Origin of the sequence: Nocardioides sambongensis (genome assembly GCF_006494815.1) — a bacterium.
In the GTDB taxonomy this organism is placed as follows: domain Bacteria; phylum Actinomycetota; class Actinomycetes; order Propionibacteriales; family Nocardioidaceae; genus Nocardioides; species Nocardioides sambongensis.
The window spans coordinates 3834335-3848855 of record NZ_CP041091.1 but is presented as its reverse complement, the minus strand read 5'-3'; the positions used below and the strand labels follow the sequence as shown (position 1 = coordinate 3848855).

Sequence of the window (14521 nt, the reverse complement as noted above, 5' to 3'; positions counted from 1 at the left end):
GTCCGACGCTGGTCGGCAAAACTAGAACTCGTTATCGTCACCGGGGTGACCAGCATCGTGGGGGCCGAGGCCTTGCAGCAGTCCTATGACGTCGTGGTGGTCGGCTCCGGCGGCGGCGCCCTGACCGGCGCCGCGCTCGCCGCCGCCGACGGCCTGCGCACCCTGGTGCTGGAGCGCACCGACCTGATCGGCGGCACCTCCGCCTACTCCGGTGGCGCCTGCTGGCTGCCCGGTACGACGGTCCAGCAGCGCGCCGGCCTGCCCGACTCGACCGAGGGCGCGCGTGCGTATCTCGCGGCGGTGCTCGACGACCCGGACCCGGTGAAGGTCGAGGCGATGCTGGCCGAGGCGCCCCGACTGGTCGAGCGGCTCGAGGCGGACCCGCTGATGGACTTCGAGTGGATCCCGTTCGCGGAGTACTACGACGCGCCGGGGCGGGTGCCGATGGGACGTTCGATCCAGCCCGCGGCGATCCGCCGCGACGAGCTCGACCCGAGGATCACCGCGCTGGTGCGGCCCCCGGTGGACAAGGACCGCGCCGGGAAGCCCGGCCGGTCCACCCTCTCGGGCGGCCAGGCGCTGATCGGCCGACTCGCCGCGATGCTGGTCCGGGACGGCGGCACGATCGCGACCGATGTCCAGGTGACCGGGTTCGGACGGGACGCGGACGGTCGGGCCGACCGGGTGCTCGCCACCGGACCCGACGGCCCGGTGGAGATCACCGCCCGGCGCGGCATCCTGATCGCCGCCGGTGGGTTCGAGGGCTCACCGGAGCGCCGGGCGGCCCACGGGACGCCCGGGGACGCCGCGTGGACGATGGCGCCCCGCGGGACCAACACCGGCGAGGTGATCGACGCGGCGGCGGCGCTCGGCGCGGCGACCGACTTCTCCGGCGAGGGCTGGTTCTGCCCCGGCCTCGCCCAGCCCGACGGCAGCGGCACGTTCACCCTCGGCTTCCGCAGCGGCCTGATGGTCGACGGCACCGCGCACCGCTACGGCAACGAGTGCCTGCCCTACGACCGGTTCGGCCGGGTGATGGCGGCGGCACCGGAGCGGATCCCGTCCTGGTACCTCTTCGACGACCGCGAGGGCGGCCGGCTGCCGGCGATCGCGATGCCGGAGGGCGACCCGGCCGAGCACCTGGCCGCCGGCACCTGGGTGCGGGCCGACACCCTCGAGGAGCTCGCCGCCGCGACCGGGCTGGACGCCGCGACCCTGGTCGCCACCGTGGAGCGCTTCAACGGCTTCGCGGCCAGCGGCGTGGACGAGGACTTCGGGCGCGGCCAGGACGAGTACGACACCTTCTTCGCGTCCACCGGCTCCCCCAACAAGGCGCTGGTCCCGCTCGACCGGGCGCCGTTCTACGCCGCCCGCTTCGTCCTCTCCGACCTGGGCACCAAGGGCGGCCTGGTCACCGACGCGGCCGCGCGGGTGCTCGACACCGACGGAGCGCCGATCCCCGGCCTCTACGCGGCCAGCAACTCCACCGCCTCGGTCTTCGGCTCGGCCTACCCCGGCCCCGGGGCGCCGCTCGGCGCGGCGATGACGTTCGCGTCGCTGGCGGTCCAGGACCTGCGGGGCTGAGAGCCGAGGATCGGCGACTCCAGGCTGGGCGGCAGTCGATCCGGCGTCAGTCGATCCGGCGGCGGCCGGCGTCGCCGGTCGCCGGCTCCAGCTCGGCCAGCCGGTCCAGCACCGCCTCGCTGAACCGGTACATCGCGGCCACCTGGTCGGTGTCGAGGTTGTCGAAGACCACGGTGCGCACCAGGTCGACGTGGTCCGGTGCGGCGGCACGGATCGCGGACGCGCCGGCATCGGTCAGGTCGACGAACGCACCTCGGCGGTCGTCGATGCACTCGCGGCGTCGTACCAGACCGCGGGTGGTCATCCGGGAGACCTGCTTGGAGACGCGGCTCTTCTCCCAGCCGAGTCGGTCGCCGAGCTCGAACATCCGCAGCGTGCCGCCCTCGACGTCGGTGAGCGCGACCAGGATCTCGTAGTCGGCCAGGGAGAGACCGCTGCTGGCCTGGAGCCGGCGGTGCAGCGCCGAGGTCAGCCGGGCGTTCGCGTCCAGCCAGGCCCGCCAGGCACGCTGTTGGTCCTCGTCGAGCCACCGAGTCTCTGCTGTCACTCACTCATCCTAGGAGGTGGTAACGGCCGCCGGGGCCTAGGATGACCGTGGGTCGAGGGAGAAGTCGGACCCGGGGGAGAGGGGTCTGCATGTCGGGTCGGCAACGTGGCCAGGGCAATCCGAAGCTGCGGGCGGCCTGGTTCGACGCGGCCTACGAGATCCTGGCCACGCAGGGCTACGGCGGCCTCAAGCTGGCGCCGCTGTGTCGCCGGCTGGGCGTGACCACCGGCTCCTTCTACTACTCCTTCGCCAACTGGCCCGAGTTCACCGACGCGCTGCTGACCACCTGGCTGGAGCAGCGCACCCGGCAGACCGTCGCCATCGTCAACGAGTACGACGACCCGGTGGTCCGGCTGGGCATGCTGCTCGAGGCGAGCACCGCCCTGCTGCACCGCAGCGAGGCTGCGATCCGGGTCTGGGCCGGCACCGACGAGCGGGTCGCCGCGGTCCAGCGCGAGGTCGACCACGACCGGTACCAGGTCGTGGTGGAGGCGATGGCGGCGCTGGTGGGCGAGGAGCGCGCCGACGCCTACGCCACCTGGGCGATGAGCACGCTGGTCGGGTCCGAGATGCTGGCCGCCACCCACGGCACCGAGCACCTGGGCTGGTCGCTGCAGCAGATCGTGGAGGCGGCCCGGTAGGGCGAGCACCCGGGCGCCGTTCTGGGATTCCGGTCACGTTGATCGTTCCAGTCCGTCCCCGGACCGTCCGCAGGTTGGGCCCCGCCCGCCGGAGGACCTACCATCCGAGCGGCTTGTCACCGTCGTAGGGGAGTTCCGTGAGCGTCACCGAGGACCTGTTCACCCGCTGGAAGAACCGCGAGGAGATCGCGGAGGCGATGATCCCCATCATCGGGAAGCTGCACCGCGAGAAGGACGTCACGATCCTCGTGCACAGCCGCTCGCTGGTGAACAAGTCGGTGGTCAGCATCCTCAAGACCCACCGGTTCTCCCGGATGATCGGCGGCGAGGAGCTCTCCGTCGTCGACACCTTCCCCTTCCTCGAGGCGATCGCCGACCTCGACGTGGCGGCCGCCAAGATCGACCTGGCGCTGCTGCTGGCCGCCTACCAGGCCGACGACCGCGGACTGTCGGTCGCGGACTTCGCGGCCGAGGCGCTGACCGCCGCGCACGGCGAGCCGCGGCGCGAGCCGCAGGACGTGGTGCTCTACGGCTTCGGGCGGATCGGTCGCCTGGTCGCCCGGCTGCTGGTGGAGAAGGCGGGCTCCGGCAACGGTCTGCGGCTGCGCGCCATCGTGGTCCGCAAGGGCAAGGGTGAGGACCTGAAGAAGCGGGCCTCGCTGCTGCGCCGCGACTCGGTCCACGGCGCGTTCAACGGCTCGATCACGGTCGACGAGGAGAACGACCTGATCATCGCCAACGGCAACGCGATCCAGGTGATCTACTCCAACGACCCCGCCGAGGTCGACTACACCGCCTACGGCATCAAGGACGCGGTGCTGATCGACAACACCGGCATCTGGCGGGACCGCGCAGGGCTCTCCAACCACCTGCGCCCCGGCATCGCCAAGGTGCTGCTGACCGCGCCGGGCAAGGGCGACGTGCCCAACATCGTGCACGGCGTGAACCACCTCGGCGTGGACCCGGCCGAGAAGGTGCTCTCCTGCGCCTCCTGCACGACCAACGCGATCGTCCCGCCGCTGAAGGCGATGGAGGACGAGTTCGGGATCATCCGCGGCCACGTGGAGACGGTGCACTCCTTCACCAACGACCAGAACCTGCTGGACAACTACCACAAGGCCGACCGCCGCGGCCGCTCCGCGCCGCTCAACCTGGTGCTCACCGAGACCGGGGCGGCCTCCGCGGTGGCCAAGGTGCTGCCCGACCTGAACGCCAAGATCACCGGCAACTCGATCCGGGTCCCCACCCCCGACGTGTCGATCGCGATCCTCTCCTTGCAGCTCGGCCGCGAGACCACCCGCGAGGAGGTGCTCGAGCACCTGCGCCAGGTGGCGCTCACCGGCGAGTTGCGCCGCCAGCTCGACTACACCGTCGCCTCCGACGCCGTCTCCAGCGACTTCATCGGCTCGCGGGCCGCCTCGATCATCGACGCCAACGCGGCGATCGTCGACGGCGACTCCGCCATCCTCTACGTCTGGTACGACAACGAGTTCGGCTACTCCTGCCAGGTGGTCCGCACCCTGCAGTACATCTCGGGCGTCGAGTACCCGACCTTCCCCGCGAAGGCCTGACCCGCACCCGCTCCACGAGGGGCCCCGTCCGCGACCGACACCGGTCTCCGGACGAGGCCCCTTGTCCGTGCGCCGGCACAGGCGCACGATGGAGGGAGGCAGTGTCGCGCATGCGGCGCCCGCGACGGACGTCGCGTTCCGGCACACGGTGATCGGAGCGGCTGATGCACGACCAACTGGGCACCACGGTCCACCAGACCCATGACGTCCTCGCCCTACGGCTGGCCCACGCCCAGGGGGCGTTCCCGACCCGGGAGCGGCCACGCGAGCGCTTCCCCGCCACCGACCGCTTCCTGGCCAGCACCAGCCGGCACGTCGCCGCCGCCAACACGGTGCTGGTGCCCGCCGCCGAGGACTCCGACGACGGCCGCGAGCGCGCCGTCGCCTTCACCGACCAGAGCAAGCGACTGGAGGAGGCGTTGGCCCACACCAAGGCCAAGCTCTACGGCTCCACCTACGCGGTACGACGCCCTTGGCGCGACGTCTGGGCCGACGTCCAGGTCGAGTTCGACGCGTTCTGGGCCGAGGAGGACCAGCTGGTCGGGGTGCTCCGCACCGACCTCGACCGCAACGTCCTGGCCGAGCGGCTCTACCGCAGCGAGCTGGTCGCGCCGACCCGGCCGCACCCCTACATCCCGCACCGCGGACGGTCCGGACGGATGGCCCGCCGGGTGGCGGTCCGGGTGGACCGGTTCTGGGACACCACCGAGGGCCGGATGATCCCGGAGCCGGTGCGACCCGACCCGCACCGGGAGGGCCGGCTGACGCAGTATCTGCTGGCGGACCCGCACATCGCCGACGACTGAGCCAGGGCGGTCCCTCCGCGCACCCCGATCCCGCGCACCCGGGACCCGTGCACCCACCGATCCGCAGAGTGGAACGTGTTTCAGTTCCTGGCCACGAGCGGTGCAGGATGGGCCGGTGACCGACCCGACCTTCGCCGCCCTGCTGGCCGCCCGGTCCGACGACGACGCCACCGCCCTCTGGTTCGAGGAACGGTGCTGGACCTGGCGCGAGGTGGTCGCCGAGGCCCGGCAGCGCGCCGGCCTGCTCGGCGAGCTGCGCGTGCCGGGCCCCTGGCACGTCGGGCTGGCGCTGGAGAACACCGCCGAGCACCTGTTCTGGTGGTTCGCCTGCACGCTGGCCGGCGCCACCGGTGTCGGGATCAACCCGACCCGCCGCGGTGCGGACCTGGCCCGCGACATCGCGTTCACCGACTGCCAGGCGCTCGTCGTCGACGAGAGCCGGCAGGCGCTGCTGGACGGGCTCAGCACCCCGGTGCCGGCCGAGCGGGTGCTGCACGTCGACACCGCGTCGTACCGGGAGCGGCTGGCGGGGGCCGACCCGGGCGGCAGCGGCGAGGTCGCACCGGAGGCCGTTTTCTCGCTGGTCTTCACCAGCGGCACCACCGCGGCACCGAAGGCGGTGATCTGCACGCAGCGGCGGATGGGACGGATCGCCGTCCAGCAGGCGCAGCGCCGCGAGCTGACCTCGGCCGACGTCTTCTACGTGGTGATGCCGATGTTCCACTCCAACGCGCTGATGGCCGGCGTCGCTCCCGCCGTCGCGGTCGGCGGCACGATCGTGCTGCGGCGACGCTTCTCCGCCTCCGGCTGGCTGCCCGACGTGCGCCGCTACGGAGTGACCTTCTTCAACTACGTCGGCAAGCCCCTGAACTACGTGCTGGCCACCCCGGCCCGGCCCGACGACGCCGACAACACGCTGCGGATCGCCTTCGGCAACGAGGCCTCCGACGGGGACATCGCGGCGTTCGCCGAGCGCTTCGACTGCCGGGTCATCGACTCCTTCGGCTCCAGCGAGGGCGAGATCCAGATCATCCGCACCCCGCAGACCCCGCGCGGCTCGCTCGGTGTCGCCGCCGCCGGCACGGTGGTGCTCGACCCGGAGACGCTGGCGGAGTGCCCGCCCGCGGTCTTCGACGCCCGGGGTCGCCTGCTCAACGGCGAGGAGGCGGTGGGCGAGATCGTGAACCGCGACGGCGCCGCGCTCTTCGAGGGCTACTGGAACAACCCCGAGGCCGGGGAGCGGCGGCTGCGCCACGGCTGGAGCTGGAGCGGCGACCTGGCCTACCGCGACGACCAGGGGTTCTTCTACTTCGCCGGTCGCTCCGGTGACTGGCTGCGGGTCGACGGGGAGAACCTGGCCACCGCACCGATCGAGCGGCTGCTGGTGCGCCACGACGCCTTCTCCGCGGTCGCCGTGGTCGCCGTGCCCGACGACGCGGTCGGCGACCAGGTGCTGGCCGTGGCCGAGGTGGCCGGCGGGCGGACCTTCGAGATCGACGCCTTCTCCGCGTTCCTCGCCGCCCAGACCGACCTCGGCACCAAGTGGGTGCCGCGCTACCTGCGGCTGGTCGAGGAGCTGCCACGGACCCCCACCAACAAGGTGCTGAAGAGGCGGATCAGCCCCGACCTGACGCCCGGACCCGCGCTGTGGCAGCGGATCGGCACCACCCTGGAGTACGCCGTCGCCGGGAGGTGACCCGGAGCCCGGACCGGGCGGGTCGGGCGGTCCGGGGACGACGACGGCCGGCCGGTCCCGGAGTGGGACCGACCGGCCGTGGCTCCGCGCCTACCGCGCCGTGATCACTCCGCCCCGGTGTCGACGTAGAGGTACGTCGAGTTCGGCGCTCCGTCGTACCCGAGGATGCCGAGGTAGTGGGCGTCGGGCTGGAGACCGGACCAGGACGTCTCGAACGAGGTGTCCGCCCCGGTGCTCACCGGCACCGGGTTCGGGGTCACGGTGAGCGACCCCTCGTTGGCGACACCGCCCACGTCGTAGGCCCGCAGCGAGTAGGGCACCGGCTCCTGCGTGCCCGCCGAGTAGGCGACCACCTGGACGATGTAGTCGCCGGCCGGGGCGCCCTCGATGCTGAACGTCTCCCCCGACGACGGCGTCGCGGCCTCGCCGGCCAGGGCGGTGATGTCGGCCGGGTTGCACGAGCCGGACGCGTAGATCGCCATGTCCAGGTCGCTGGCCGGGTCGGGGGCGACCAGGTCGAACTGCGCCAGCTCGTTGCCCTCGCCGATGGTCACGCAGGCCAGGGTGTAGGCGCCCTCGGGGACCGTGCCCTCGTCGACCTGGCCCTGGACCAGGCCCTGGGTCGACGCCTGGAGCTCACCGTCGAAGCCGCCGGTGATGTCCACCTGCGCGTTGCCGTCCACGCCGCTGCCCTGGACCGAGCTCGGCGCCTTGACCGACACCGGCCGCAGCGCGACCGGCAGCCGGACCGTGGTCGGGCCGGTCAGGGTGATGTAGCCGAACGCGTACTCGCTGAGCGGGGCGGTGGTGCGCTGGAAGGAGAACTTCACCTGCTCCAGGTCGTTGGTACGCCGGGAGACCACCTGCGACTTGCTGGTGGTCGCCTTGAAGCCGGGCACGTTCACCTTGATCCGCCAGGTGCCCTTGCGGGTCGCGGTGAAGGTGCGGGTGAACGAGGTCTCGCTCATCACGTAGCCCTGGGCCAGCGAGGGCACGTTGACGTCCTTCGCCGCGACCGGCGCCACGCCGGTGTCCAGGCCGAGGCCGGCCAGGTAGCCGCGCCACTGCCGACCGTCGGAGAGCACGAACAGCCCGGGGTTGAACATCCGCTTCGGGGTGACCTCGCCGGAGCCCTGCGCGAAGAGGTCGCGGGACGCCTTGCCGTCCTCGGTGCGCAGGCTGGTCGCGGTGGTCATCATCGCCGACTTGATCTTCATCGGCGACCAGGTCGGCCGCTCGCCCAGCATGAACGCGGCGAGTCCGGCCACGTGCGGGGCCGACATCGACGTGCCGGAGTAGAGGTCGAAGTTGCGGCCCGAGTTGGACGGCGGGGCGACCGCCGCGAGCACGCTGACGCCCGGCGCGGAGATGTCCGGCTTCAGCAGGTCACCGTTGTCCGAGGCGGCCGGGCCGCGGGAGGAGAACCCGGCGATCTGCGGGACCACCGTGGTCTTCCCGGTCTTGTTGCCCAGCAGGAACTTGGCGGTGGCTCCGTCCCCGGCGCGCTCCAGGTAGTTGTAGACCTTCGGCGAGTCGGTGTGGGAGACGTGGATCGTCGGCACCGCGTGGAAGTCCGCGTCCAGGCTGCCCTCGCTGACGTTCGCCAGGACCATCCCGACGCCGCCGGCGCGCTCCACCTCCTCGCTCTTGGCCACCCGGTCGTAGGTGCCGCGCTCACAGACCACGATCTTCCCGGCGACGGCCGCCGGGTCCAGGCTGTCCGGGGCGCACAGCGCCGTGTCGGCGTCGGTGGTGGAGCCGTTGCCGACCGTCATCGCGTCGACCAGGGGCGTCGAGCCGAGTGCTTCCTTGGCGATCGAGGCGCCGACGATCTTCGTGCCGTTGCCCAGCTGCAGCGTGTTCTCGAAGCTGGTGTGGGTGTTCGCCGCGACGGTGGTCAGCCAGGGGCTGTTGTGCGCCACGGTCGATGCCTCGGGGCCGCTGTTGCCGGCGGAGGCGGCGACGAAGATGCCGGCCTCGGCCGCGCCCTCGAAGGCGAGCTCCGCGGACTCCAGCGTGGTGTCGGTGGACCCGGAGATCGAGTAGTTGATCACGTCGACCCCGTCGGCGACGGCCTGGTCGATCGCGGAGACCAGGTCGCTGGTCGCGCCGGAGGCCGAACCGTCCTCGGTCGCCCACAGGGCCTTGTAGCTGGCGATCTTGGCCGCCGGGGCCATGCCGGAGATCCTGCCGAACCGGACGCCTTCGACCCGGGCACCGACACCGTGGTTGCCGGCGGCGGTGCTGGCGGTGTGGCTGCCGTGGCCGTTGCCGTCGCGCGGCGAGAGGTAGTCCTCGTCGAGCAGCCGGTCCTCGCCGTAGCCGTCGACGAAGTAGCGGGCGGTGATCAGCTTGCGGTTGCAGAGGTCGGCAGTGAACTCCTCACCGGCCTCGCACTCACCGGTGAAGAGCTGGCCGTCGGCCTTCTCCATCCGGACCTTGCTGCCGACCCGGGCGATGTCCCACTTGGTGCGCTGCCCCTTGGTCAGCGGGGCGCCCGCGAAGGACTTCGACTCGGGCCAGATGCCGGAGTCGATGATGCCGACGACCACGCCGTCACCGGCGTTCTTGTAGCCGCCGAACTTCTTCCACATGCCCTGCTTGCCGTCGAGGCCGAGGTGGTCGGGGGTGTTCCAGGTGTCGGCCTCGACGATCGAGTCCTTCTCCACCAGGAGCACCTCGCGCTCGCCGGCCAGCTCGGTGGCCTGGTCGGCGGTCAGGTCGGCCACGAAGCCGTTGGCCGCGATGGTGAAGTTGCGCTCCACGTCGAACCCGAGGTCGTCGGCGAGGTCGTCGTGGCTCGCGGTCAGGCGGTTGCTGTAGGCGCGCACCGCCGCGGTCCGGGAGTTGAACGAGCGGTCGCCGCGCACCCGGGTCTTCGCGTATCCCGTCGCCGGCGGCGCCGACATCATCACCAGGTAGCGGCCGGCCTTGAACTCCTGGAAGTCGTCCGCGGTGCCGCTCAGACCGCCGTCGTCGGCGCCCGGACCGGCGGTCGCGGCGCCGTCCGGCTCGGCCAGCGCCGGCGCTCCCAGCATCGACAGTCCGACCACGCCGGCCACCGAGGCGGCGAGGGCGGGCAGGACACGGGTGCGGCGGGAGCGGTCGCCGTGGCGCAGCCCGGCTACGCCACTTTCGGAGAAACGCATCGATGGAACTCCTCGAGAAGATGCCGACGGCCGGGGTGCCGCCTCGGCACACCCAACCCCTGAGGATGGGCCGCGTCAAGCCCCACACGCCGCAAGATCACCGTCGCCTTCGCGACGTTGCGCGGCGGAAACACGGCCGACCTCCCGGAGCTGCGGACGATCTCCCGCTCCCTGCCGGTCCCCGGGCCCGCGCCCGCGCACCCGGCTGCAGGATCAGCGGTAGGTGCGCAGCTCCCGGGGGAGGTGGGGGTGCTCGTTGAAGGTGAGCAGCCGTGCTCCGGTCGCACCGAGCAGCACCCGGGTGACCGAGGTGTTCACCACCACCGTGTTCAGTCGCTCCCACAGCGTGCCGACGGTCGGCAGGTCCGGTGCCGCCTCCGGGTCACCGGAGCTCAGCAGCACCGCCGCGAGGGCCGCGATCACCCCGCCCGAGGTCACCGCGACCACCGGACCGTCGAGACGGGCGGCCGCCCGCAGCGCGCGTCGGGACCGCTCCACGAACGCGGAGAACGACTCGTCGTAGCCGGCCTCGCCCTCCTCGGTGTGCCCGATCCAGTGGCCCGTGGCCCGCTCGAAGTAGGCCTGGAACTCCCGCCGGTCGACGTCGTCGGCGAGGAGGTCGTCGGTCAGCCCCGAGTAGCGGGCGAGCACCGCCTGGAAGTCGAACTCGTCCCAGTCGCTGGCCACCAGGGCGTCCGGCACCCCCGCCCACCCGGCACCCTCCAGGGTCCCGGCCCAGGTCTCCCGGTGCCGGCGCAGCCCACCGTGCACCACCGTCGCCGGCGCCGGCCCGTGGGCGGCGAGCCAGGCGCCCAGCACCCGAGCCTGCTGGTGCCCGGCGTCGGAGAGCACGTCGTAGTCGTCGGACCCGAAGGACGCCTGGCCGTGCCGGACCAGGTGCAGCACGCCCATCGATCAGGCCCCGCCCAGCGTGCGGCGGCTGCGCGCCTCCAGGTAGCCGACCGCCGCACCGAAGCCGGCATGGGCCTCGTTGGTGGTCTGCCCGTGGAAGTAGCGGTAGTAGATCTGCTGCGCGATCACCGCGAGCCGGAACTGCCCGAAGACCTCGTAGAACACCAGCGCCTCCGGCGACGGGTCGTACCCGGTCCGCTCCAGGTAGTAGCCGACCAGCTGGTCGCGGGTCCACATCCCCGGGGTCGTCGTCGGCTGTCGGCGCAGCGCCAGCAGGAAATCGTCGTCGTCGGGCTGCACCCAGTAGGTCAGGCAGTTGCCCAGCTCCATGAGCGGGTCGCCGACGGTGGCCAGCTCCCAGTCCAGCAGCGCCACGATCCGGGTCGGGTCGTCGGCATCGAGGACCATGTTGTCGAAGCGGTAGTCGTTGTGCACCAGGCACTGGGCGACGTCGGCCGGCTGGTGCGCCCGGAGCCAGCCGATGACATCGGACCAGTCGCCGGTGTCGTCGGTGCGGGCGGCCTCGAAGCGTCGTACCCAACCGGTCATCTGGCGCTCGACGTAGCCCTCGCCCTTGGCGAGCTCGGTGAGCACCGGCACCTCGGCGACGTCCAGGGCGTGCAGGTCGACCAGGGTGTCCAGGTAGGCGCGGCACAGGTCGGAGGCCTGCCGGGTGGACACCTCGAACCCGAACTCCTTGCGCGGGATGACACCGGCCACCCGCTCCATCACGTAGAGCTCGGCCCCCAGCGGGCTCTGCGCGTCGTCGGCGTACGCGACCATCGGCGCGACCTTGTCGAAGTACGGCGCCAGCCCGGCCTGGAGCCGGTACTCACGACCCATGTCGTGGGCGCCCTTCGCCTTGGTCCCGGTCGGCGGGCGCCGCAGGATCAGCTCCTGCCCGTCGGCCATCCGCAGCAGGTAGGTCAGGTTGGAGGCGCCGCCGGGGAACTGGCGCACCTCGTCGATCGGGCCGCGGTCCAGCCACGCGGCGAGCGCCGGGACGTCGAACGCGTCCTCGTCGCGGACCGGGCGCGACTCCTCGCGGGCGGTGTCGTTCATCGGGTCTCCTCGTGGTGGGTCAGGGCGGCGAGCTTGGCGGCCTGGGCGCGCATCGTCCGGTCGTAGCCGGCGCGGTCGGACCGCTTCAGCCCGTACGCCGCCCGGGCGTCGGGGTCGGGCAGGATCAGCTCGTCGCCGGCGTCGAGCCCGGCGAGCACCGCGGACGCGATCTCGTCCGGCCCCAGACGCGCGTTCTCGACCAGCTGGGTGACCACGCCGGTCAGTGCGGTGTCGGTGCCCTCCGCGCCGTCCATCAGCCCGGTCCGGAAGTAGGACGGACAGACCACGTGCGCAGTGACGCCGTAGCCGGCGAGCTCGTGTCCGGTGGTCTCGGTCAGCGCGACGACGGCCGCCTTGGTCGCGTTGTACGCCGCCATCCCGGCCGGGTGCACCAGGCCGGCCAGGGAGGCGACGTTGACGATCCGGCCGCTGCGCTGCCGCTTGAGCAGCGGGGTGAAGGTGGCGGTCCCCCGGACCGCGCCGAGCAGGTTGATCTCCACCAGCCGCTGCCACTCCGCGATCGTGGCCACGTCGAGCCGACCGCCGCCGGCCACACCGGCGTTGTTGACCAGCACGTCCAGCCCACCCCAGGTGGACTCGACGTGGTCGCGGACGGCCGACCAGTCGGCCTCGCTGGTGACGTCGAGCCGGTGGACCCCCTGACCCACCGCGGCGTCGTCGCGGTCGGTGCGCAGCACCACCGCGCCGCGCTCCTCCCAGGCGGCGGCCAGTGCGGCGCCGAGCCCTCGAGCGGCGCCGGTGACGAGGACGCGAGGTGCGGACGGCGCGGTGCTGGTGGAGCTCACGAGGGCGACCCTAGCGGCCGTTCGGATCGCCGACCGGTCACCACCACCCCGCCGACCGGTCACCTGCACCCGGCCGAGCGGTCACCACCGCCCCGCCGACCGGTCACCTGCACCCGGCCGAGCCGGGTCGGCGTCGCCCGGACCTCCCCCTGGCCCCGGGGCGACGCCGACCCGTGTCCCCGATCGGCTCAGGTGTTCTGCGGGAAGCCCAGGTTGATGCCCCCGTGGCTGGGGTCGAGCCACCGCGAGGTGACCGCCTTCTCCCGGGTGAAGAAGTCCACGCCGTGCGGGCCGTAGGCCTTGGCGTCACCGAAGAGCGATGCCTTCCAGCCGCCGAAGGAGTGGTAGGCGACCGGCACTGGGATCGGCACGTTGATGCCCACCATCCCGATTTCCGCGTCGAGCATGAACCGTCGTGCGGCGCCGCCGTCGTTGGTGAAGATCGCGGTGCCGTTGCCGTACGGCGTGCCGTTGACCAGCGCGACGCCCTCGTCGTACGAGCTCACCCGCACCACCGAGAGCACCGGCCCGAAGATCTCGTCGGTGTAGACCGTCGAGGTGGTCGGTACGTGGTCGATCAGGGTGGGGCCGAGCCAGAAGCCGTCGTCGGCTCCGTCGAAGGTCGCCTCCCGGCCGTCCACCACGACCGCCGCCCCGTCGGTGGTGGCGACGTCGAGGTAGCCGGCCACCTTGTCCCGGTGCTCGCGGGTGATCAGCGGCCCCATGTCGCAGCCGCGACGACCGTCGCCGGTGACCAGACCGCCCATCCGGGATCGGATCTTGTCGATCAGCTCGTCGCCGATCGGGTCCACGGCGACCAGCACCGAGATCGCCATGCAGCGCTCGCCGGCGGAGCCGAAGCCCGCGTTGACCGCCGCGTCGGCGACCAGGTCGAGGTCGGCGTCGGGCAGCACCAGCATGTGGTTCTTCGCGCCACCGAGCGCCTGCACCCGCTTGCCGTGCGCGGTGCCGTGCTCGTAGACGTAGCGGGCGATCGGGGTGGAGCCGACGAAGGAGATCGAGGCGACCTCGGGGTGCTCCAGCAGGGCGTCGACCGCCTCCTTGTCGCCGTGCACCACGTTGAGGACACCGTCGGGCAGGCCGGCCTCGGTCAGCAGCGCGGCCATCCAGTTGGCCGCGCTCGGGTCCTTCTCGCTCGGCTTCAGCACCACCGTGTTGCCGGTCGCGATGGCGATCGGGAAGAACCACATCGGCACCATCGCCGGGAAGTTGAACGGGCTGATCACCCCGACCACGCCGAGCGGCTCCTTGAGCGAGAAGACGTCGACGTCGGTGGAGACCCCGAGCGAGTAGCCGCCCTTGGTCAGGTGCGGCATGCTGCACGCGAACTCGACGACCTCGAGGCCGCGGGCGATCTCCCCGGCCGCGTCGGCGAGGACCTTGCCGTGCTCGGCGGTGAGGATCTCGGCGAGCTCGTCCTTGCGGGCGTTGAGCAGCTCACGGAAGGCGAACATCACCTGCTGGCGCTTCGCGATCGAGGAGCGGCCCCACGAGGTGAACGCCTTGCTCGCCGCCGCCACCGCGGCGTCGACGTCGGCGGCGGAGCCGAGCCGTACGTGCTTGCTCACCTCACCCAGGGCCGGGTCGTAGACCGGACTCGTCCGGTCGGAGGTGCCGGCGGTGGTGGTGCCGCCGATCCAGTGGTCGAGGACGGGTACAGCTGTGTCGGACATTTCGAAGCCTTTCTCGGGGTCCCCGCGGCGCTGTTCGTCGGAGGAGAGAAGCG

11 protein-coding genes are annotated in these 14521 nt (G+C 72.2%); 5 read left to right on the top strand and 6 right to left on the bottom strand.

Annotated elements, in window-relative coordinates:
• Positions 1–45: 45 nt before the first annotated feature.
• Positions 46–1584, top strand: coding sequence for an FAD-dependent oxidoreductase (locus FIV43_RS17880; protein ID WP_231123500.1), 1539 nt, complete (start codon positions 46–48; stop codon positions 1582–1584).
• A 46-nt stretch (positions 1585–1630) separates the two neighbouring features.
• On the opposite strand, the gene FIV43_RS17875 is transcribed toward FIV43_RS17880, so the two are convergent.
• Entirely contained in the window at positions 1631–2131 is a 501-nt protein-coding gene (locus FIV43_RS17875; protein WP_141015222.1) for a MarR family winged helix-turn-helix transcriptional regulator, read from the bottom strand.
• A gap of 89 nt (positions 2132–2220) precedes the next feature.
• Here FIV43_RS17875 and FIV43_RS17870 point away from each other — a divergent pair, with 89 nt between their 5' ends.
• The 4 genes from FIV43_RS17870 to FIV43_RS17855 all read left to right on the top strand — a co-directional run bounded on the left by FIV43_RS17870 (position 2221) and on the right by FIV43_RS17855 (position 6845).
• On the top strand, positions 2221–2772 hold the full coding sequence (locus tag FIV43_RS17870; protein WP_181407574.1) for a TetR/AcrR family transcriptional regulator: 552 nt from the start codon (positions 2221–2223) through the stop codon (positions 2770–2772).
• A gap of 137 nt (positions 2773–2909) precedes the next feature.
• Complete coding sequence (locus FIV43_RS17865; protein WP_141015220.1) at positions 2910–4343, top strand: glyceraldehyde-3-phosphate dehydrogenase; 1434 nt, start codon at positions 2910–2912, stop codon at positions 4341–4343.
• A 164-nt stretch (positions 4344–4507) separates the two neighbouring features.
• A complete protein-coding gene (locus FIV43_RS17860; RefSeq protein WP_141015219.1) occupies positions 4508–5149 on the top strand; it encodes a hypothetical protein in 642 nt (213 codons plus the stop codon).
• 115 nt (positions 5150–5264) lie between these two features.
• Entirely contained in the window at positions 5265–6845 is a 1581-nt protein-coding gene (locus tag FIV43_RS17855; RefSeq protein WP_141015218.1) for an AMP-binding protein, read from the top strand.
• Between the two features lie 104 nt (positions 6846–6949).
• Here FIV43_RS17855 and FIV43_RS17850 read toward each other — a convergent pair whose 3' ends face one another.
• From FIV43_RS17850 to FIV43_RS17830, 5 genes are all read right to left on the bottom strand, one after another.
• The gene (locus tag FIV43_RS17850; protein ID WP_141015217.1) at positions 6950–9994 is read right to left on the bottom strand and encodes a S8 family peptidase; all 3045 of its coding nucleotides are present in this window, start codon (positions 9992–9994) and stop codon (positions 6950–6952) included.
• A gap of 213 nt (positions 9995–10207) precedes the next feature.
• Positions 10208–10906 (bottom strand): histidine phosphatase family protein, encoded by a 699-nt coding sequence (locus FIV43_RS17845; protein WP_141015216.1) that lies wholly within the window; start codon positions 10904–10906, stop codon positions 10208–10210.
• A gap of 3 nt (positions 10907–10909) precedes the next feature.
• Positions 10910–11968, bottom strand: a complete 1059-nt coding sequence (locus tag FIV43_RS17840) for a phosphotransferase family protein (RefSeq protein ID WP_141015215.1) — start codon at positions 11966–11968, stop codon at positions 10910–10912.
• A complete protein-coding gene (locus FIV43_RS17835) occupies positions 11965–12774 on the bottom strand; it encodes an SDR family NAD(P)-dependent oxidoreductase (RefSeq protein ID WP_141015214.1) in 810 nt (269 codons plus the stop codon). Before FIV43_RS17835 ends, FIV43_RS17840 begins: the two co-directional genes overlap by 4 nt.
• A 188-nt stretch (positions 12775–12962) precedes the next feature.
• Positions 12963–14468, bottom strand: a complete 1506-nt coding sequence (locus tag FIV43_RS17830) for a CoA-acylating methylmalonate-semialdehyde dehydrogenase (RefSeq protein WP_141015213.1) — start codon at positions 14466–14468, stop codon at positions 12963–12965.
• Between the last annotated feature and the right edge of the window lie 53 nt (positions 14469–14521).